At 33.8% G+C, this 21,947-nt stretch carries 18 protein-coding genes; 6 read left to right on the top strand and 12 right to left on the bottom strand.

Going from position 1 to position 21,947, the window contains the following annotated elements; all coding sequences use genetic code 11:
• Positions 1 to 73: 73 nt before the first annotated feature.
• From ACFFVB_RS16720 to ACFFVB_RS16705, 4 genes are all read right to left on the bottom strand, one after another.
• Complete coding sequence (locus tag ACFFVB_RS16720; RefSeq protein ID WP_382384372.1) at positions 74 to 487, bottom strand: STAS/SEC14 domain-containing protein; 414 nt, start codon at positions 485 to 487, stop codon at positions 74 to 76.
• Positions 488 to 790: 303 nt separating this feature from the next.
• Entirely contained in the window at positions 791 to 1,582 is a 792-nt protein-coding gene (locus tag ACFFVB_RS16715) for a S1/P1 nuclease (RefSeq protein WP_382384371.1), read from the bottom strand.
• A gap of 16 nt (positions 1,583 to 1,598) precedes the next feature.
• Entirely contained in the window at positions 1,599 to 2,954 is a 1,356-nt protein-coding gene (locus ACFFVB_RS16710; RefSeq protein WP_382384370.1) for a DEAD/DEAH box helicase, read from the bottom strand.
• A gap of 41 nt (positions 2,955 to 2,995) precedes the next feature.
• Positions 2,996 to 3,886 carry an aldose 1-epimerase family protein gene (locus ACFFVB_RS16705; protein WP_382384369.1) on the bottom strand — a complete coding sequence of 297 codons (891 nt, stop codon included), beginning with the start codon at positions 3,884 to 3,886 and terminating at the stop codon, positions 2,996 to 2,998.
• Positions 3,887 to 4,105: 219 nt separating this feature from the next.
• On the opposite strand from ACFFVB_RS16705, the gene ACFFVB_RS16700 reads away from it, so the two are divergent.
• Positions 4,106 to 5,398, top strand: coding sequence for an anthranilate synthase component I family protein (locus tag ACFFVB_RS16700; protein WP_382384368.1), 1,293 nt, complete (start codon positions 4,106 to 4,108; stop codon positions 5,396 to 5,398).
• Here the strand turns inward: ACFFVB_RS16700 and ACFFVB_RS16695 are convergent.
• Positions 5,395 to 6,087 carry a hypothetical protein gene (locus ACFFVB_RS16695; protein WP_382384367.1) on the bottom strand — a complete coding sequence of 231 codons (693 nt, stop codon included), beginning with the start codon at positions 6,085 to 6,087 and terminating at the stop codon, positions 5,395 to 5,397. The genes ACFFVB_RS16700 and ACFFVB_RS16695 overlap by 4 nt on opposite strands.
• A 123-nt stretch (positions 6,088 to 6,210) precedes the next feature.
• Between ACFFVB_RS16695 and tilS the strand changes: the two genes are divergently transcribed.
• The 5 genes from tilS (at position 6,211) to ACFFVB_RS16670 (ending at position 11,145) form a co-directional block, all read left to right on the top strand.
• Positions 6,211 to 7,527, top strand: coding sequence for a tRNA lysidine(34) synthetase TilS (gene tilS / locus ACFFVB_RS16690; protein ID WP_382384366.1), 1,317 nt, complete (start codon positions 6,211 to 6,213; stop codon positions 7,525 to 7,527).
• Between the two features lie 109 nt (positions 7,528 to 7,636).
• Positions 7,637 to 9,175: a YifB family Mg chelatase-like AAA ATPase gene (locus ACFFVB_RS16685; protein ID WP_382384365.1), complete on the top strand. Its 1,539-nt coding sequence runs from the start codon at positions 7,637 to 7,639 to the stop codon at positions 9,173 to 9,175.
• A 59-nt stretch (positions 9,176 to 9,234) separates the two neighbouring features.
• Positions 9,235 to 9,654 carry a hypothetical protein gene (locus ACFFVB_RS16680; RefSeq protein ID WP_382384364.1) on the top strand — a complete coding sequence of 140 codons (420 nt, stop codon included), beginning with the start codon at positions 9,235 to 9,237 and terminating at the stop codon, positions 9,652 to 9,654.
• A 7-nt stretch (positions 9,655 to 9,661) separates the two neighbouring features.
• On the top strand, positions 9,662 to 10,363 hold the full coding sequence (locus tag ACFFVB_RS16675) for a hypothetical protein (protein WP_382384363.1): 702 nt from the start codon (positions 9,662 to 9,664) through the stop codon (positions 10,361 to 10,363).
• Positions 10,339 to 11,145, top strand: coding sequence for a sensor histidine kinase (locus ACFFVB_RS16670; RefSeq protein WP_382384362.1), 807 nt, complete (start codon positions 10,339 to 10,341; stop codon positions 11,143 to 11,145). The genes ACFFVB_RS16675 and ACFFVB_RS16670 overlap by 25 nt, the downstream gene beginning before the upstream one ends.
• Before the next feature lies 1 nt (position 11,146).
• Here the strand turns inward: ACFFVB_RS16670 and ACFFVB_RS16665 are convergent, their stop codons facing one another.
• The 7 genes from ACFFVB_RS16665 to ACFFVB_RS16635 form a co-directional block, all read right to left on the bottom strand.
• Positions 11,147 to 11,839 carry an RluA family pseudouridine synthase gene (locus ACFFVB_RS16665; RefSeq protein WP_382384361.1) on the bottom strand — a complete coding sequence of 231 codons (693 nt, stop codon included), beginning with the start codon at positions 11,837 to 11,839 and terminating at the stop codon, positions 11,147 to 11,149.
• A gap of 145 nt (positions 11,840 to 11,984) precedes the next feature.
• A complete protein-coding gene (gene panB / locus ACFFVB_RS16660; protein ID WP_382384360.1) occupies positions 11,985 to 12,803 on the bottom strand; it encodes a 3-methyl-2-oxobutanoate hydroxymethyltransferase in 819 nt (272 codons plus the stop codon).
• Between the two features lie 123 nt (positions 12,804 to 12,926).
• Entirely contained in the window at positions 12,927 to 14,585 is a 1,659-nt protein-coding gene (locus tag ACFFVB_RS16655) for an MBOAT family O-acyltransferase (RefSeq protein WP_382384359.1), read from the bottom strand.
• A complete protein-coding gene (locus ACFFVB_RS16650; protein WP_382384358.1) occupies positions 14,578 to 15,873 on the bottom strand; it encodes a GDSL-type esterase/lipase family protein in 1,296 nt (431 codons plus the stop codon). Before ACFFVB_RS16650 ends, ACFFVB_RS16655 begins: the two co-directional genes overlap by 8 nt.
• On the bottom strand, positions 15,873 to 17,360 hold the full coding sequence (locus ACFFVB_RS16645; protein WP_382384357.1) for an SGNH/GDSL hydrolase family protein: 1,488 nt from the start codon (positions 17,358 to 17,360) through the stop codon (positions 15,873 to 15,875). Before ACFFVB_RS16645 ends, ACFFVB_RS16650 begins: the two co-directional genes overlap by 1 nt.
• Positions 17,361 to 17,446: 86 nt before the next feature.
• Positions 17,447 to 18,871 carry an L-serine ammonia-lyase gene (locus ACFFVB_RS16640; RefSeq protein ID WP_382384356.1) on the bottom strand — a complete coding sequence of 475 codons (1,425 nt, stop codon included), beginning with the start codon at positions 18,869 to 18,871 and terminating at the stop codon, positions 17,447 to 17,449.
• Positions 18,872 to 19,025: 154 nt separating this feature from the next.
• A complete protein-coding gene (locus ACFFVB_RS16635) occupies positions 19,026 to 21,647 on the bottom strand; it encodes an MGH1-like glycoside hydrolase domain-containing protein (RefSeq protein ID WP_382384355.1) in 2,622 nt (873 codons plus the stop codon).
• Positions 21,648 to 21,947 lie beyond the last annotated feature (300 nt).

Below are 21,947 nucleotides of genomic sequence, written 5' to 3'. Positions count from 1 at the left end.
ATGTAATTTATTCTTTATTATAAAGTAAGAGATTTAGGGTGTTTATATATAAGTTAGACTTAACCTAAATATGTTATATTTCAGATTGAATTGAATCCGTGTTTAGAGCATTTTTTGTATGTTCAATGACAATATTAGTGGCCCATAACTTAGCCTCCGAGATCACTTCGAAAGATTTGTAGATCTTTTCTGTAAACTGACTTTCAATCTTAGTATTGTTTAAAGCATTAGGGATATTAGACACAACAGCGAAAGCGACTAAATTTTTAATTTTAGAAGCTTCTGTGATAGCAGATGGATCTAAAGCATAAGAATGTTTGCGATAAGAGATATACGCAAAGAAGTGTCCTTTATAGTGCTCCTCAGCAATATCACGTAAAATTTTACCTGCGTCTTTTGACAATGTTGCACCCTCATTTATTTGTGCAAGGACATAGTTGTCGTACAGTTTTAAGGAGCCAAAATCATATGTAAGTAAACGTTTCATCTGATGTTTTTTTAAACAAAAAAATTATTTCCATTAAGTTAATAAAAATAGTTTGCAAATGTATCATGTTTATTGTTTATAATTACTTGTAAAGTATAATTTTATTTGTTTTTACATATTTTAAATATAATCGATTGCTTTTTTACAGATGTTGAGTTGATGTGACGATTTTATAGGTGAAATATGCGTAATTGTCTGATTATTATTGATTAATAGATAGTGGCATAAGTTGATTTTTGACCAAAAAAAAGTTGATGTATAAAAAATACATCAACTTTTACGCTAATTTAATGAGTGTATGTGTTAAAAAATATCGTTTAATAGTCTCGCTAAACGAATTCCTCCTTTTTGAATTTGAGAGCGTGCAACACTAAGATTGTTATACGCATATTTGTAACCTAAATTGTCGCCTGTTTTTACGTCTTTATAAATGGCATTGGCTAATGTATGTGTTTCATTAACCCAGTCGGTAATTGTACCAGCTTCAATACTTTTTATTTGTTCTTTAGAAAGCGCATCTGCATTCGAAGCTAATTCTGTGTAGCTCATGTCGTAACCATTAATCATATCGCTATCCCAAATACGGTGTAAATTTGTGCTTTTACCCATCCATTTTACATCAATATCGTTTCCACCTTTATCTGCTTCTAATCCAGCGTGCATTGGTTGATGAATATCTCCAATAATATGAATTAATAATTTTAAATAAAAGGCCTTATCGTCATCAGTTGCATTTTTATCTTTTAAAACGGATACGCAATATTCAGCACCAACTACAGCATCTCCTTTAGGATTCTTTTTAGAATCTTCGTAAGATTGATTCGCTTCCATATTTACATAATGCCAAGTACCAAATTTTCTATAACGGTCGTCAGATTTTATTTCATCACCGTATGTAGATACAAATGCTAAAGATTGTCTGTTTAATAATTTTTGAATCGCACGTTTAGTACTTCCTTTTAAATAATTATCTGCGATTTTACCAACCACACGATGTCCTGTTGGTCCCCATTCTGGAGCAGGTTTAACATTTGCTAGTGTTGGTGTTACAATTAGTAAGGCAAAGAAAAGTAGAGCTATATATTTCAGTTTCATAATAGTGAAATCTAACTTATTTTTTGAATTTATTGTTTTTGTTGTAGTTTTTGTCACCTCGAGTTTTAGGCTTTTTATACTTTTTAGCAATTTCTCGACGGTAAGAACCTCCTAAGTTTTCCTTGCTATTCTTTTCACTTTTGTCATGAAAAGCAGGGCCAGGAGCATCTTCTTCTTTACGTTTAGTAGGATTATTACGTTCCTTAATTTTAACGCGTTCCTCTTCCAATAGCTCTGTAGAAATTTCAATATCTTCAGGAATTTCTGTAAGCGGAATAGTCATTTTCATTAACGCTTCAATTTTCTCTAAAGCGTCTTGTTCTTTTACTGTAGAAAACAAAATAGCATGTCCTTCACGTTCTGCACGTCCTGTTCTACCAATTCTATGCATATAGTTTTCTGGAAAATCTGGTGTGTCGAAGTTGATCACGTGAGAGATGTTATCAATATCTAACCCACGCGCCATAACATCGGTAGCAACCAATATACGGTTGTCTCCATTTCTGAATTGCTCGATACTACGTAAACGGTAATTTTGAGTTTTGTTAGAGTGAATTACACAGCTTTCTTCGCTAAATGTTTCGTCTAAAGCATCAAAAAGTCGATCTGCCATACGTTTATATCCGACAAAAATCAACACTTTATTATAGGTCTCTTTATCCTGAAGAATAGCATTTAGCAGGTTAACTTTTGTGTAAAAGTTAGGGACATTATAACGTTCTTGAGCAATATTATCTAAAGGCGTTCCAGATACCGCGATAGAAACACGTTCTGGAGAAATAAAGAAATCGTCTATTAAGTAGTCTACATCTTGCGTCATCGTTGCCGAGAACATAATGTTCTGGCGGCGTTCTGGAAGAATATCGAAAATGTTAATTAATTGATGTCTAAAGCCTAAATCTAGCATGACATCAACTTCATCAATCACTAATTTCTGAATCGATTTTAATTGTAATACATGGCTTACTGCTAAATCGTAAAGACGTCCTGGTGTTGCTACTAAGACATCTACACCTTCAGCAACCTGTCGTTTTTGGGTATTAATATTTGTTCCTCCGTACACACCTAAAACACGGGTGTTGATGTATTTTGAAAGTTTTTCAATTTCATCGACTACTTGAACTACCAATTCTCTTGTAGGTACTAAAACCAAGATTCTAGGCGTATCTTGCTTAGAAAATTTTAGGTTTTTAAGAATAGGAAGCATGTAGGCAAAGGTTTTTCCTGTACCTGTTTGTGCTATACCAACAACATCTTTTCCTGAACTAACAACTCCAAAAGCTTCAGCTTGGATAGGAGTTGGTGTTGTAAAGCCTAGATCGTCTAGTGCGTTGTATAATGGGGTGTTTAAATTTAAATCTTGAAAAGTCACTTATTGTAATTTAGTCTGCAAAGTTAGTGCTATTATTCCTTTTAAACTAGATGCTTTTTGTCTATTTCAATGACGTAAGAGGCTTTAAATGTTAGTTTTGAATCTAAAGTTTGTATCCCTTCTTTAGTTTTAAAGTCCTGATTATGATTTTCATGGTCGGCTACACCTAACCAAGGTTCTATACAAACGTAATCTGCATTTGGTTTCGCCCATATGCCTAAATAAGGAAATTCAGGATAATCGACCGTTAAAATTGTACCATTTGTTTTACTTCTTAAAGCGACTTTTCTAGATTTTAAATCTTTGAAAATCAAAGCGTCTTCTTTAAACAAGTCGTAATGTAAAGGGATTTTGTTACCATCCGAAATAACAGGAAACGAGTTGTCTGTTACTAATCCGCTGTCCATATTTAAGGCATAAGATTCAGCCGTTTCTTTCTGCTCAAATTCTAAATAATAATCGGTGTAATCTTCATTTTCGTAAACCGGACATTTAAAAGCAGGATGTCCACCAACTGAAAAGTATAATGTTTTATCATCTAAATTTTCAACGCTATGTGTCACCTTTATAGTGTTCTCAATTAATTCAAAAGCAATAGTAAACTTAAATTTAAACGGATACTGTTTTAGTGTGGCTTCAGAATATAGAAGAGAAAAACTAAGCGTCGTATCTGTTTGTGCCTCGAGTTTAATAGCGGTATTGTTTCTAATAAACCCATGCTTAGTCATATTATAAGCATCCCCTTCAAAAGTCATGGTGTCCTCTTTTAAAGCCCCGATGATAGGAAATAGGTTAGGAGCAAAATTCGCCCAAATTTCAGGATCTGCATTCCACATAAATGCATTGGAATTGTTTACGGCATCAATGGCGCAAAGTTCGGCTCCCGACTGTTTTACGGCAATTTTTAATAATTCGTTTTGTAAAGTATACATGGGATAAAGATTATTTATTAGTTGTCGTCAAGCAATATGTGTTTCAGGATCTTATTATTTTAAAAATCATAGGACTTATAAATAGGACATTGAAACGCAATTTAGCTGACGAAGGTTGAAATTCTAATTATAGATATTCGTTAAAACATCTAAACAAAAATACAAATCTGATTCTATATTCAAGAAACTAACTAACTTTACATCTAAAATTTTTGAAACTTGAGGGTAACGTCATCACAACATATTCAGGATCCTATCGTCTTTAAACAACAGCTTTTACATTGGAGCCAGCAGTTTGACGACGTGGTTTGGATGGATTCAAACCTTTACAATACGGCCTATTCTAGTTTCGATGCGATTCTTGCTGTAGATGCGTTTACAAGTATACAAACCGATTATTTAGACGCTTTCGACAAGTTACAAGAATACCAAGAGTCTACTAAAGATTGGATTTTTGGGTATCTCACATACGACGTTAAAAACGGATTAGAACAATTAGAATCTAGTAATTACGATGGATTAGAATTTTCTGATCTTTTCTTTTTTCAACCAAAGAAATTATTCCTAATTAAAGGAAATCAGGTTGAAATTAAATATTTAAATATGGTTGATGATGAATTGGAATCTGATTTCGAATTCATTAATACTTGCCAAATTCACGAGACTGTATCAGAATCAACTTCTATTAAAATTAAGCTTCGTATTCATAAAGACGCTTATTTCGAAAAGGTAAATGCGATGTTAGATCATATTCATCGTGGCGATATTTATGAGGCTAATTTTTGTCAGGAGTTCTATGCCGAAGATGCCGAAATTAATCCGCTTGAAACCTATTTGAACTTAAATGCCGTTTCAAAACCGCCATTTGCTACATTTTTGAAACAACACGATAAATTCTTAATGTCTGCTTCACCGGAACGTTACATTAAAAAGGAGGGAAGCACCATCATTTCTCAACCTATAAAAGGGACCGCAAAACGATCTGAAAATGGGATTGAAGATGAACAGCTAAAGCAAAATCTAGAACACAATGAAAAGGAGCGTGCCGAAAATATTATGATTGTAGATCTGGTGCGTAACGATTTATCTAAAACAGCAATTAAAGGTTCCGTTATTGTCGAAGAATTATGTAAAGTGTATACCTTTCCGCAGGTTCATCAAATGATTTCTACGGTAACCTCTAAAATTTCTGAAGTTACAAAACCTGTAGATGTATTAAAAACAACATTCCCAATGGGAAGTATGACAGGCGCTCCGAAGCTTTCAGCAATGAAAATTATTGAAACATTAGAAGAAAGTAAACGCGGTTTATATTCAGGAACTGTTGGTTATTTTACTCCGGATGGCGATTTCGATTTTAACGTCATCATCCGAAGTATTTTGTATAACCAAAGTAAAAAATATGTCTCCTATTCTGTAGGTGGTGCAATTACAGCTAAAAGTGATCCCGTTAAAGAATACGAAGAATGTTTGCTTAAAGCGAAAGCTATGCGAGACGTTTTAGAACGTTAATTTATGTGATTTCTAAATCGTTTTTTTACGTTTATTAAGATTTTTTCTATTCGCGTTATTTCAATTTTCTTAATTCTAGAAATGTCTTCATAAGGTAAATTAGCGACAACATATAGATCGACTACATTCGAAATTCTAAAAGGTAACCAACCGTAAAATTTGCTCATGATTTTTCTGTTTGTGGTAGGCTGTAAACCTTTTAAATCTAGTGCATTTACAATTTTCTGATTGTTTTCGTCGTACAAAAAGACTTCTTTTTCATGTCTGTTTTGTTTATACGAGATATCATCTAAATCTTCTAACATCACGAAATCCATATCACCATCAATAGAATACGGTTCATCTAAACGGTTTAATTCGTCTTGTAAAAACGTATTTGTGCTAATCGTATCCAAGTTATGCCTCTCTTTTAAAAGGAGTTCTTCTAAGTAAATATCTACTATTCTAAATAGTTTAATTTTTAAATCGTGAGGCGAAATATCTGCGTCATATCCTTTTTCGTAAAGTCGAATAATACAATCGTCTATAACCCCATTAGAATGGTATAAGTTTTTTCGTAAAACACCAACAGATTCTGCGATATATAATCTGTGCTTTACATAGGGTTGTAAACTAGCTGTTATTGATAATACTTTTTTGTTGAAGGCTTTTTGTGCCGTGTCTGCGTTAATTTGTTCGTCTGTTTTCATGCTAAAAAGTTTAATAACGGTTATTCTAAAGTTACTAAAATTAGACATATAAAAATGTTAATAGATAGCATAAAATCACTAGAATATTAAAATTCCATTTTTTATAAAGTGTATATTTGTGCTATGGTCAATACATTCAAAAATCATATAAATGATACGCTTCCATTTCTAAAAGGCAAGAAATTAATACTCACAATTTCTGGAGGAATTGATAGTGTCGTGCTTGCGCATTTATGTCATAACTTAGGTTTAAATTTTGCTTTAGCACATTGTAATTTTAATTTACGTGGAGATGAAAGTGATGCCGATGAAGCGTTCTTGGTTAAATTAGCAGACGATTTAGATTTAGAGCTTTTTATAGAACGTTTCGATACCAATCAATATGCCGAAGATGCTAAACTTTCCATTCAAATGGCTGCTCGAGAACTAAGATACCGTTGGTTCGAAGAATTGGTCGAATTGTTACACTTCGATTATGTGTTAACTGCGCATCATGCCGATGATAATTTAGAGACCTTTTTAATTAATTTATCTCGCGGAACAGGAATAGAAGGCTTGACCGGAATTCCTGAAATTAACGATTATATTGTGCGACCGCTATTGCCTTTTTCTAGACATGAGATTGTTGCATATGCAGAAGCTAACAGCATAACATGGAGAGAAGATAGCAGTAATAGTTCGACTAAATATTTACGAAATAAATTGCGTCACGATGTTATTCCTGTACTGAAGGAAATTAATCCGCAATGGCTACAAAATTTTAAAATGACGCAAGACCATTTGCATGATTCTAAAATTTTGATAGACGATTTTATGACGCAAGTTTATAAAGATGTCGTTCATTTTGATGGAAATATTATAAAATTTGATATTTCTAAACTCTTAAAATACCCCAATCCCAAACCCTATTTATATCAGCTTTTAAAGTCTTACAGATTTACAGCTTGGGACGATATTTATACTTTGTTAGATGCGCAATCGGGAAAACAAGTGTTTTCTGAAACACACAGATTATTAAAAGACCGTGAGTATTTAATTTTAAGTTCTAACGATAATCAGGATGATATTATAGAGAAACAATATGAAGTTTCTGAAGATTTAAAGATGCTTGAAACAGTATTTGGGACGTTTGCTTTTGAAACGGTTTCAGAATTAAAAGCGACTACAAAGGATACAATTTTTGTAGATCAAGATTTACTTCAGTTTCCATTAACGATTAGAAAATGGGAAAAAGGTGATTTTTTCTTTCCGTTAGGAATGCGCGGAAAAAAGAAACTGAGTAAATACTTTAAAGATGAAAAATTATCACTTATAGATAAAGAATACGTTTGGGTATTGTGTTCGGGAACTCAAATTGTTTGGGTTATAAACCGACGAAGTGATAACCATTTTAAGGTAACTCAAGAAACGGAACACATCTTAAAAATATCTTGTACTTAAGTCCTTCTCGTTTTTTAGTTTACTTCTGTATATTTAATTTTTTATTTTAATTCGTTTTAATTCAGTTAGTTAATTCGTTTTTAGTATTTTTAAGTAAACGAACTAATTTATGTTAAAGAAAGTCTTCGGAAGCGCCGTCTTTGGTGTAGATGCCACAACAATTACTGTAGAAGTTAATGTAGATTCTGGTATTGGTTACCATTTGGTTGGTCTTCCAGATAATGCGATAAAAGAGAGTAACTTCAGAATTGCCGCTGCATTACAGAATAACGGTTATAAAATTCCAGGAAAGAAAATCATAATAAATATGTCGCCTGCCGATTTAAGAAAGGAAGGTTCTGCTTATGATCTAACTTTAGCACTCGGAATTTTAGCAGCAACAAATCAAATTCCTGCCGATGGTTTAGACCATTATATTATAATGGGAGAACTGTCTTTAGATGGAACTTTACAACCCATAAAAGGAGCATTGCCAATCGCGATTAAAGCGAAAGAAGAAGGATTTAAAGGGTTTATTTTACCTGCTCAAAATGCCAAAGAAGCCGCGATAGTAAACGATTTAAAAGTGTATGGTATAGAGTCTATAAAAGAGGTTATTGATTTTTTTAAGGATGGCAAACCATTAGAGCAAACCATAATAAATACACGTGAAGAATTTAATAAAAGTTTAGATTTTCCTGAATTCGATTTTGCCGATGTTAAGGGGCAGGAGAGTATAAAACGTTGTATGGAAATTGCAGCTGCCGGTGGACATAATATTATTTTAATAGGACCTCCCGGTTCTGGAAAAACGATGTTAGCGAAGCGATTACCTTCTATTTTACCACCCATGACTTTACATGAAGCACTAGAAACTACTAAAATTCATTCCGTGGTTGGCCGTGTAAAAGCGCATTTGGGATTAATGTCGCAGCGCCCTTTTAGAAGTCCCCATCACACGATATCGAATGTGGCTTTAGTTGGTGGAGGGAGCTATCCGCAACCGGGAGAAATTTCATTATCGCATAATGGGGTATTGTTCTTAGATGAATTACCCGAGTTTAAACGTGATGTTTTAGAGGTTATGCGTCAGCCGTTAGAAGATAGAGAAGTAACAATTTCTAGAGCTAAATTTACGGTTACGTATCCGAGTAGTTTTATGCTAGTCGCGAGCATGAACCCGAGTCCGAGTGGTTATTTTAATGATCCTGGATCTCCTGTTACTTCTTCTCCATCAGAAATGCAACGGTATTTAGGTAAAATTTCAGGGCCTTTACTAGATCGTATAGATATTCATATTGAAGTGACTCCTGTGCCATTCGAAAAATTGTCTGAAGACCGTAAAGGAGAATCGTCTGTAACGATACGCGAACGGGTGACAAAAGCGAGGTCTCATCAAACCGATCGCTTTAAAGATTTTGAAAACGTGCACTATAATGCACAAATGAATACAAAGCATATCCGTACTTATTGTAAATTAGACGAACCTTCTAAACTGTTGCTAAAAACAGCTATGGAACGTCTAAATTTATCGGCAAGAGCCTATGATAGGATTTTGAAAGTTTCGAGAACGATTGCCGATTTAGAAAATTCTGAAGAGGTTAAAGGTGCTCATATTAGTGAAGCTATTCAATACCGAAGTTTGGATCGAGATGGTTGGCTGGGGTAAGAGTCAAATATAATTAGTATTTTTAAACTCATATTACTAAGTTTTAAAACCATCCCTAAATGAGTAAGAAGATTAATAAAATGGAAGCCCCACGCGGATTGATAACACCTGACGAGGCAAAGGAATTAGATCAGGCTTATGATTCTAGGCACGAGCTAATTAGCGAATCCATTTTAAAGCGACCAGATAATCGTTCTACTTGGTACGCCATCGAAGAGATTGAAAAATTCTTGGATTATGCCAAAAATCAAGCGAAAGATTTGGGATATACTTTAGATGGTATTCGTATTTACGAAGGGGCTTACCCCGATGTAAAAGACGAAGTAGGGTATACAACTATGTTTTTAATTCCGACAGGTACGCCAAATAATAAAAACGCTTCTAGATGTACTTCTATCGATGGTGGCGACATTCCTGGAGGAAGTGGCCTTAATAAGGGAAACGCTGGTACACCGCCAAATTCGAATTATCCTCAATAGATTTTGTATGGACGAATTTTTTAAGAATTACTTTTATATCCTAAACACTTCTTTTGAATTAATAGCTGCTTTAACAGCCGTATTTACTTATAAAAAGTATAAGCATACTGCTATAAAATATTTTGCATACTTTTTAGTCTATGTTGTGGTTTGCGAAGCATTAACGTTGTATACATTTCTAATTAAAGATGGCATTTTAAATTTCTTAGAAGGTACTGTTTTTCAAAAGAATTATTGGTTTGTGAACTTGTACTGGGGTATAGGAGCTCCTCTCTTCTTTATGTTTTTTTATTTGAAATTATTCAATTCTATTAAGATTAAAAAAATTGTGAGAGCATTAATTCCTTTATTTCTAATATCCTCCATAGGAACAATTGTTTTTAATGTAGAAGATTACTTAAATAATTATGTCGTTTCTAATGACATTCTCGGAGCACTTATTATTCTGTTTGTGGTAACTGTTTATTTTTATGAAATATTGCAATCAGATAAAATTATTACGTTCCATAAGTCTATTTACTTCTATATAAGTTCTACGGTGTTTATTTGGGTGTTAATTACAACGCCTTTAGTGTTTTATGATATGTATTTTACAACTGCAGATTGGAGTTTTATAATTTTAAAGTATCAATTTTTTTTATTTTCTAATATGTTTATGTATCTAACTTTTAGCTTAGCTTTATTATGTTGCAAACCGGAGAAACGTTAATTAGTACACCTGCCGAAAGGTATTTATTGATTTACATGATTGGTGTACTTTTTATAGTATGTACATTAATTATAGTATTCTTTATGGTGTTTCAAAAACGAAAGAATAAGTTATTAATAGATAAATTTAATCAACAACGGTTATTTGAAGAAGAAATTTCAATTACCCGAATAGAGATTCAGGAACAAACTTTAAAGAATATAGGGCAAGACTTACATGATAATGTTGGCCAGTTATTATCTGTAGCAAATATGCAACTTAGCATTCTATCGAAACAAGTTGGACCAGAATTGCAATCGTCGTTTTTAGAAAGTAAAGATTTAGTAAAGGAAAGTTTACAGGAATTGCGTTTACTTTCAAAATCATTGAACAGTGATGTTATCGAGCGTCGTGCGCTAGAAGATTCTATCACCACAGAGATTGAACGATTTAATAAATTAGGATTAATTGATTCTGAATTAATTGTTGAAGGAAATTCTAGTCAGTTTAAAAACGGAAAAGATGGTATTATCTTATTTCGAATCTTTCAAGAGTTTTTCGCTAATACAATTAAATATTCGAAAGCATCTCATTTACTCGTACACATTGATTATACAGCCGATTTTGTAATAATAAACGCATCCGATGATGGTGTTGGATTCAATATAAAAAAAGTTGAAAAAGGTTCGGGCTTAATAAATATGGAAAGTAGAGCCGCATTAATTCATGCCGATTTTAATCTGACTTCAAAGCCAGAAGAAGGCGTAAATCTAAATGTTAAATATAAGTATCGCTCGTACTAAATTACAAACATGCATCCCAGAGTGGATCTTTTGGAAGTGGCGCAGAAATGCTAATATTCTCTTTGGTTACCGGATGAATAAATTCGATATGTCGGGCGTGTAAATGTATGCTAGCATCTTTATTACTGCGGTCTGCACCATACTTTAAATCCCCTCTAATAATACATCCAATATTTGAAAGCTGACATCTAATTTGATGATGACGCCCTGTTTCTAATTCAATTTCTAACAACACATAGCGATCTAATTGCTTAAGAACGGTATAATGAAGAATCGCTTTTTTGCTTTCCTTTATTTCCTTTGGATACGCAGTAGATTTATTGTTTTTTGGATTCTTTTTTAACCAATTTATTAAGGTGTCGTTTTGTTTTGGAGGCATACTATGCACAAGAGCCCAGTAGGTTTTATTTACATCCTTACTAACAAACATGGCATTTAATCGGGTTAATGCTTTACTTGTTTTGGCAAATATAACCAGACCTGTTGTTGGGCGGTCTAAGCGATGTACAACACCTAAATATACATTTCCGGGCTTATTGTATTTGTCTTTTACGTATTCTTTTACAACGTCACTTAAAGGTTTATCGCCTGTTTTATCACCTTGTACAATATCTCCAGCACGTTTATTTATTATAATAATGTGATTGTCCTCAAAGAGGATCTGTAGATTGGATTTATTGGATAGTAATTTCATGACTTAGAACATGAGAGTTTTCAATTTATTTAGATGATGTGTTCACTTTTGACGTCATCTTCAGAAATAAATTGAAATATCTTTAACGATTAATAATTGTGTTTCAAAAACGGTCTAGTATTCTATAGAGCCTGTTTCTCTAAACTTAATATTGCTCTTTATCACTAGGGAAGTCAACAGATTTTACATCGTCAACATATTGCGAAATAGCCTTCGTCATATCATCAAATAAATTTAAATAACGACGTAAAAATCTAGGGTGAAATTCTTTTGTCATTCCTATCATATCGTGCAGTACAAGAACCTGACCATCGACACCGTTTCCTGCACCAATTCCAATAACTGGAATATCTAGCATCTCGGCAACTTCTTTAGCTAATTTAGCAGGGACTTTTTCTAAAACAAGAGCAAAACAACCTGCTTTTTGAAGCAATAATGCATCCGATTTTAATTTTTCAGCTTCTTCTTCTTCCTTAGCACGTACACTAAAGGTGCCAAATTTATAGATAGACTGAGGTGTTAGCCCTAAATGTCCCATTACAGGAATCCCAGCATTTAAAATGCGTTTAATAGATTCTTTAATTTCTTTACCACCTTCAACTTTTATGGAATGCGCTCCACTTTCTTTCATAATTCTAATGGCAGAACGTAACGCTTCTTTAGGGTCACTTTGGTAACTTCCAAAAGGTAAATCTACCACAATTAAAGCGCGGTCTACACCACGAACTACAGAAGAGGCATGATATATCATTTGGTCTAATGTAATTGGTAAGGTTGTCCTATGTCCGGCCATAACATTACTTGCAGAATCACCAACAAGAATAACATCTATGCCTGCACCATCAACAATTGTAGCCATAGTATAATCGTAAGCGGTTAACATGGAGATTTTCTCGCCATGCGCTTTCATATCGCTTAATGTTTTTACGGTAACTTTTTTATAATCTTTTTGTGCTACAGACATACGTTTCTATATTTTAGAGGGTAAAAATACTGAGTTTTTACAGACTAATAAAGAATATACCTATTAATTCCTTAAAATGGTATAAAAAATTAATACCTAAATAATGAATAATTGAATTGAATTTTAGAATTGGAAATAAATAAAAGGTTGAAAATCACTTGAAAACGCTTGATAACAAATTACTCCAGTAGATACGGCAAATGCAATTTTAATATAAACAGGACTTTTAGAATATATTACTTCAATCTTATTTTTAAAAGTTTCTGGTAGCCAATGTGTTAGGTAGCCGATAGCCATTACCCAAAATACGGCTTGATAATGTACCAATATATCTACGGCATGTGTCCAGTCCATATTATTTACAACTTGCGAATACCAACGTGAAATATGTCCCATACTTTCCCCTCGGAAATAAATTCTAGTAAACGTGATAAATATAAAGGTGACTAATATTTTCCAAGTTCTAACATACCATTGATTTTTGAATTCGTATGGACTTATCTTCCTCCAGAATTTATAAACTACAATTCCGAGTCCGTTTAAACCTCCCCAAATCACGTATTTCCAAGATGCACCATGCCATAACCCGCCAATTAACATGGTAAGCATTAGGTTTATATTCGTGTTAATTTGATTGCGAACCTTACTATTGTAAAGTGATAAAATAAATAAAGCCAGGGACGTCATTAGAATTGTGCCAACAATAATTAGATCATCAAAAGCGAACATAACACCCAATAAGATGATGCCTAAAATGATGTATGATGCGGTCGTTCCTTGACGATTTCCTCCTAAGGGAATGTATAAATAGTCGCGTAACCATGTAGATAATGAAATATGCCAACGTTTCCAGAAATCGCCAGCATTTGTCGCTTTATAAGGTGAATTAAAGTTTTTGGGTAATTCGAATCCCATTAGTAAAGCTAAACCAATTGCAATATCCGTATATCCTGAAAAATCACCATAAATTTGAAGGGAATATCCAATCATTGCCATAATATTAGCAAAGCCAGAAAACATCTCTGGAGAATCGAAAACCCGGTCTAGAAAATGCATCGCAATAAAATCTGCAAATAGCATTTTCTTGATGAGTCCTTTTAGAATTAAATAGGTTCCTGCATCAAAATTATGTTTTGTTAGTATAGTAGGTTTCGAAATCTGAGGCACAAAACTTTCAGCTCTCACTATAGGACCTGCAACTAACTGCGGAAAAAAACTGACATAAAACCCGAAGTCTAATATTGAGTTTAATGGTTTTAGTTTTTTTCTATAAATATCGACACTATAACTTATCGTTTGAAAGGTGTAAAATGATATTCCAACAGGTAAAATAATTTTATCAATCGTAAAATAATTCTGATCACTAAAACTATTTCCCCATTGAGCGAGGACATTTAAAACGTGATAATCGGTATTGAAAAGTGCATTAAATGCATCTGTGAAAAAGTAAGCATATTTAAAATAACAAAGTACTAAGAGATTGATAAAAACACTTAAAGTAACTAAGGCTAGTCGCTTATTTTTATGGTCTGTTTTGTAAATGGTTCGTCCGATAAAGAAATCGACTAGGGTACTAAAAATTAAAATTCCTATAAAAAGTCCACTCGTTTTATAATAGAAAAAAAGTGAAATCAGGAATAAATATGAGTTACGAAGCGGTACTTTTTTATAGAGTAATGCGAATATAAAATAGGCAACCGCAAAGAAAATCCAAAAATTTACTTGTGTAAAAATTAATGGAAAATCTTCCGAAAAGGTGAAAATGTCGTAAAACCTATTCATTCAAATTTTTAAAATGCGTTAATAAAACATCTTTGTCTCGATGTGTCGATTCTGCCCAAGCATCGATCATTGCTTTTAAAAATAAATCGGCTTTTATACTGTAACCTAATTTTGTAAAATGAATACGATCGCGAGGCATTAATTTTGCTTTATACCAATCGTTAGACGATCCCAAGCCTCCCATAACATTAAATAAATCCCAAACAGCCATTTTATATTTCTTTGTTAATTCTAATATAATGCGTTGTTGCACAGCGGTATTCGGATTCGGAATTCTTTTCTGATAATAATCGTCGTTAGGTACGGTTAACAAAATGGCGCAATCCGGATTAGCACGTTGAATTATTTGAATAAAACTTTCATAATACGCTCGAAATGCATTGGCATCAAATTCGTCTTTAGGCATATAGGCATCATTAGTGCCTACAGAGATAATAAACATATCGGGTTTATATAATTGTAGTTGTTTCTCGAAATAGACCGAGCGATCGTACCATGCAAAACTAGCTCCGTTAACCCCAATTGTAGTGTATTCAATACCTGGGTCGTCGTTCATGAATTCCATTCCCATCAATAAAAATTCTGGAGAGACGCAGGTTGTATCTGTCATTTTTAAATTTAGAACGACCGAATCTACCGTTTTGTTAAAGCGAAATTCTTTATACATTCCATCATAGTTAATCGTATCTGTTACAATGAGAGTGCTATCCGAAACGGTTAAATCGTAATCTTCCATCCAGGTATTGTGAAAGACTCTAATCTTATTAAATGTATACGGTTTTTTGGTGTAGTTTTTATAATTTGCTTTGGCGATAATTTGATCTTCACGGCCTCTAAAAGCTGCACTTACTCCCGATAGTCCCCAAGCCACACTGTCTTTTCTAACCGAGCATCGGTAGCCTTGCCACTTATCGTTATCTGCCTCAATTCTATAGTTTAAAGGATTATTAGTATGCGCTAAATGAAAAGGGTAAACAAACCCACGTTGCCCTAGAGATACAGCGTTCATGTTTTGAAGATATGTTCTAATTTTATTCGAATAGATGTCGGCTTGAATATGAGAACCTCCAATATGGAAAATGTGCATCTTTTTCTTTTTCCCCAAATAGATGCTATCTAAATCTGAAAAGAACTTTTGAAAAGTAGGGGATTCCGAAGCATATTGAAAAGTGTTTGCTTCAAAATTTATTAAATGGCCATACTTTGGCGTAATACTATCTAAAATGTAGTCTTGTGCGAAAATAGGCAATGACATTAAAAGAGAAAGCACTAAAATTTTAAGTTTCATTAGTTTTGTGTTAAATCCATATATAAAGAGAGAAAAAATAATTCTGAAATTATTCGTGTCCCCGAAAGTGAAAAATGTGTGTAATCGCTACCTGCAAGTTTTTGGTCTACCCAATGTTCCATCGCATTTTCTCCACCCATAGCTTTAAACGTACTCCAATATGCGATATCGTTGTCATAACACATCTCGCGTAACAGTTTATTTAAATAGGGTAAAAGCGGATAGGTTCGTAAGGCACCATTTTCTGTTGTTGTCATATCTGCAGGTCCGATAAAAATGATGCTCGCATCTTTTGTTTTTCGCCTTACCCAACTGATATGATTTTTTAAATATCCCACATATTGACTCACTTCTAAAGAGTCTTTAACGTAAGGCACTGAGTTTCCGCCATATTGAAAAATTAGAACTTTTGGGTCTAATTCTCTATACATCTGCGCGAAGTTTTCTCCATTCAAACCCGCAAAAACGGTTCCGGCAGAACCACGCATGGCTACATTGTCTAACTGAATGCCTTCTTCGCCATCTAGAGTTAATCCATATACATCAGGACTCATTTTTCCTTCGAGTTCAAAAACTAGTTCAGTCGAAGGAGCTGATAGTTTGATCTTGAAATTATGATAATTACCATCAGAGATTAACTGGCCTTCTTTTATTAGCGATCCGTTTGAAAACACTTTTATCGAAACAGGAAGTTGAGCGTTTCCGTAATGAAAACCAATCGTAGTAAATTGACGCATATTAGTATACGTTTTTTTAGATGGTTTTACAGAAATGCTTGCTTTTACAAGTTGTAGGGTATCTAAATTGATACGATCTGCGAAAATCTCATAATAAGGGGTAAATCTAGAGAATGTAGTGAAAGCGCCATATTTTTTGTGCTCATACCGTTTTTTTGAAGGGTCGAATGCTGCATGACGTGTCCAATTTTCTGAAGTTGTAACTACAGAACTTATGTTTTCATAAACTTGAGAAACAGGTGTAAATCCAGGGCCATTTCCTCCGTATAAATTTTGGAGTTTATTTCGGATATAAGACGACATACGATCGCCTTCAATTTGAGAATCTCCGTAATGGATAATTCTGCTTGTCGGAGCAGTAAGCTGTCCTTTTAAATGCGCAATAAACTCTTCTTTGTTTGATGGATAAGCGATCCGTTCAATTTTAGAGGTATCAATTTTTGAAAGATTAGGAATCTTAGGAATGAATTTCTTCTTTTCAACTATAACATTAATATCTTCTTCGGGATCTACTAAAGTTTCTATGTTATTTACAATACTGTCTAAAGACTTAGTGTTGCCTTTGGATGTGTTTTTAACACTCCAAAAAGAAGCTGTTGTAGGATATTTTATGGACTGTCCAAATAATAAAAAACCGTCTTCAGATTTTCCATTAGGTAAGGTGTTTGATGTACTAAAATAAGTAAGCCCCAATAATAGTAATAAGGTAACGCAAATGCTAAAGCATATTTTAAAAGGGCTGTAATTCATATAGACTTTAACCGAGCGTTTTTATAAGAACAATTATACTATAAATATATTGCGAACTCTAAATATAATCAAACTTAAACAACAGTTTAACAATCGGATAAGTGCACACCAACAGCTAATCCGCCTTCCGATGTTTCTTTGTATTTAGAATTCATGTCTTTTGCTGTTTCCCACATCGTAGATACTACTTTGTCCAAAGGTACTTTTACATTATTAGGATCGGTTTCTAGAGCAAGTTCGGCAGCATTTATGGCTTTAATGGCACCCATAGAATTACGTTCTATACACGGAATTTGTACTAATCCACCAATGGGATCGCAGGTTAAACCAAGGTGATGTTCCATTGCAATTTCAGCAGCGACTAAAACCTGTTCTGGAGTTCCTCCTAAAAGTTCGGTTAATGCACCTGCAGCCATTGCCGATGATACGCCTATTTCGGCTTGACAACCACCCATAGCGGCAGAAATTGTTGCTCCTTTTTTAAAGATGCTTCCAATTTCTCCAGCAACCAATAAGAATTTTTTAATATGTTCGAAATCGGCTTCATGGTTTTCGATTACCAAATAATACATAAGCACGGCAGGAATTACTCCGGCACTTCCATTTGTAGGCGCCGTAACAACACGACCTAAGGCGGCGTTTACTTCATTTACAGATAAGGCAAAACAACTTACCCATTTAAGAATTTGTCGAAATTTAACCTCGGTATCACGAATAGATTCTAACCATTCTTGCGGATTGTTATACGGAATGTCTCCATGTAATTTTTTGTGCATATCGTACGCACGTCTACGTACATTAAGTCCGCCAGGTAAATTTCCTTCAGTATGGCAACCAGTGTACATACATTCTAGCATGGTATTCCAGATGCGATGTAATTCGAAATCTATAACATCAGATTCACGTAAAGATTTTTCGTTTTCAAGAACAACACTAGAAATCGGTAAATTAAGCTGATTACAAAATTCTAATAATTTCACACCAGAATCTACAGGGTAGGGCAGTGTGCATTGAAAAATAATTTTATTGGCTTTAGAATTTACGCGTTCTTCTTTTACTACAAAACCACCACCAATAGAGTAGAAGGTCGATTTATATTTTCTCCCATTAATTAAAGCCGAAAATGTTAATCCGTTAGAATGGAAAGGCAGAAATTTTTTGTTAAAAATGATATCTGTTTTAAAATCGAAAGGAATGTCCCTTTCATTATTTAAAGCCAGTGTCTTTGTCTCTTTTATGGATGAAATAATAGCGCTAATCGAGTCTGTAGGAATACGTTCGGGATCGCCACCAGTAAGGCCTAGCATTAAAGCCAAATCTGTGGCATGTCCAACACCTGTTAAGGATAAAGATCCATATAGGTCTATTGTTACTTTTTCAACTTTATTAAATCTATTTGATTCTTTTAGTTCTTTAATCCAACGTTCGGCTGCTCTCCATGGACCTAAAGTATGAGAACTAGAAGGGCCAACGCCTATTTTTAACATGTCGAATACTGAAATTATCTCCATTTACGAAATCGTTTTAATCGAAACAAATATACAAGAACTTTCTCGTGAATAACGTGATAAAAGTGCGATATATGCTAATTATACGTCATAAAAAAAGTATGATTGAAAACCAGAAATTTAACAAAATTCAATCACACTTTTTAAAAAGCATGTACTACTTATTTTCTTCTAAATCCATAATTAAATTTGCAATTAAAGCAGTCCATCCCGTTTGGTGAGAGGCTCCTAATCCGCGACCTGTATCGCCATCGAAGAATTCATAAAAAAGATGTTGATCTTTAAAATGTTCATCTTTAGTAAACAAGTGGTTTTCATCATCGGTATGGTATTGATATTTACCATCTGTATTAGGTTCGAAAAGTTTTACAAGACGTTTTGTAATCTCGTTTGCAATTTCATTAAGATTAAGTTTGTTTCCTGAGCCTGTAGGGAATTCATAAACATATTTATCTCCATAAAAGGTGTAATACTTGCGTAGCGACTGGATAATCATATAATTTATAGGCATCCAAATTGGGCCTCTCCAGTTAGAATTTCCTCCGAACATATTCGATTGGCTTTCTCCTGGCTCATAATGTATTTCATGATGTCCATGATATTCGAAAACAAAAGGATGTTTTTGGTGATATTTAGAAAGTGAACGGATACCATAATCAGATAAAAACTCTTCTTCGTCTAATAAACGTTTCAACAGATGTTCTAATCTATAACCACGCATAATAGAGAATAAGTAATTTCCATCTTCATTCGCTTTTTCAATGTTCGAAATTAACGACGCTAAGTCAGGGCGTGTTCTCACGATCTCGGCAACTTTAACTTTAAACCTTCTTAGAGAGTCGAAAAGTTCTTTATTGATGACTTCTACAGCGAACATAGGAATAATACCTACTAAAGAGCGTACCTTCATACGGTCTGTAATTCCTGAAGACATTTCGACAACATCGTAATAAAAACTATCGTCATTGTCCCATAATGAAATGTCTTTTTGACCTATATGGTGCATCGCCCAGGCAATGTTTAAAAAGTGTCTAAGAAATTTGGCTGCAAAATCTTCGTAATTAGAATTGGTTTTAGCCAACTCTAAAGACATTCGAAGTAAATTTAATGTAAACATGGCCATCCAACTTGTTGCATCCGCCTGTTGCATTCTTGTGATACCTTCAGGCATTTGGTTACGGTCGAAAACACCAATATTGTCTAAACCTAAGAAGCCTCCTTCGAAAAGGTCTGTACCATTTTTATCTTTTTGGTTTACCCACCAAGTAAAATTGACAAGTAGTTTTTGAAACGATTTTTCTAAGAAATCGGTATCTCCAACACCGTTCTTGTTTTTATCTTTTTCATAAACATTCCAAACGGCCCATGAATGAACAGGAGGATTCACATCGCTAAAATTCCATTCGTAAGCAGGAATTTGTCCGTTGGGATGCATATAGTTTTCTTGTAGAACCAAAAGCAATTGTTCTTTTGCAAAATAAGGATCAATTTCTACAAAGGATGCCATATGGAAAGCCAGATCCCAAGCGGCATACCATGGATATTCCCACTTATCGGGCATAGATATTACGTGCCTATTGGTTAAATGTTGCCAATTAAAGTTTCTAGAATCTGCTCGGTAGCTTGGTTTTTCTCCTGGGCCACCAAAAAGCCATTTAAAAACATCGTAATAATAAAACTGTTTTGTCCATAGTAATCCTGAGAACGCTCTTTTCGCAATATGTTGATGCGTCTCTGGAATGTCTTTTTTTATAATGTCGCTATAAAAGGCTTCACATTCTTCAATGCGTTTATCGAATAGATCATTAAAATCTATCCAAGGTTCTGCAACTGGCTTTTTACTAAGACGTATTCTTACACTTTTTTCTTCTCCCGCTTTTAAAGTAAATTTTTGCCAAACAGCCATTCGTGATCCCGTTTTTTCAGGATTCACTGTTGGTTTTGAATTTACAACATAATCGTTAATTCCATCCTTAACATAGTCTACTTCGTTAGGGACATTGTAAATACGTTTATTGTTAGTTTCGTTGTCACAGAATAGTTGTTCACCATTTTCGTGATATAAAAAATACCTACCGTTTCTACCACTTTTTGTTTCAACACAATCGTCGGTAACAGAATATATACTTGGGCGTGTAAAACGTTTATTATGTTTCCAAAAATTTCGATACCATAAGTGAGGAAGCACATGAATTTCTGCCGGTTTATCGCCTCGGTTTACAATGGTAACTTTCATTAAAATATCGTCTACATCTGCTTTAGCATATTCGATAAAACAATCGAAATAGGCATTGTCTTTAAAGGCATCTGTATCTAATAATTCGTATTCTGTTTCTTCGCGACTACGTTGTGTATTTACTAATTCGTCGTAGGGAAATTCGTTATGAGGGTACTTGTATAAGTATTTACAATAGGAGTGCGTTGGCGATGATACTTGATGAAAATAAAGTTCTTTTACATCTTCACCATGATTCCCCTGATTATTGGTTAATCCAAATAAGCGTTCTTTTAAAATGGGATCTTTTCCATTCCAAAAGGCTGGCGCTAAACATAATATTTCTCGCGAATCACAAAATCCGCCAATACCTTCTTCACCCCATCTGTAAGCATTACTTCGTGCATTATCATGATTTATAAAATCCCAAGCATTTCCATGTTCACTATAATCTTCGCGAACCGTTCCCCATTGTCTTTCTGCTAAGTAAGGACCCCATTTTTTCCAATGTTTATAAGTGTCAGAAACTGCTAACCGTTCTGCTTCCTGAGTTTTTTTGCTCATTTATGCTTTTATTTTTGTTGGAATTAAGTTTTCAATATACCTATTTTAAGTCGAATAGCATTTCAGTTTGAATATTATCCATTTGAAAGCCTAATTTCTGAATAGGTGATTAGTAAAAGTAAGGTTTATTTTTGCACATGATAAGAAGGTATAAAAGTATTATTTAATTTATATTCTTAAAGGAATATTGTTTTCATTTTCGTAAAAAGGAAGAACATTATTTATAAAACTCATATCAATTAATAAAATAAAATCATTTAATAAAAGTAAAGGGTTCATATAAAAAGCGGAATATTTAGT

Source organism: Formosa undariae, assembly GCF_042427615.1.
Classification (GTDB): Bacteria; Bacteroidota; Bacteroidia; order Flavobacteriales; family Flavobacteriaceae; genus Formosa; species Formosa undariae.
The sequence above is the reverse complement of the archived record's forward strand: the minus strand, read 5'-3'. Positions and strand labels throughout refer to the sequence as shown.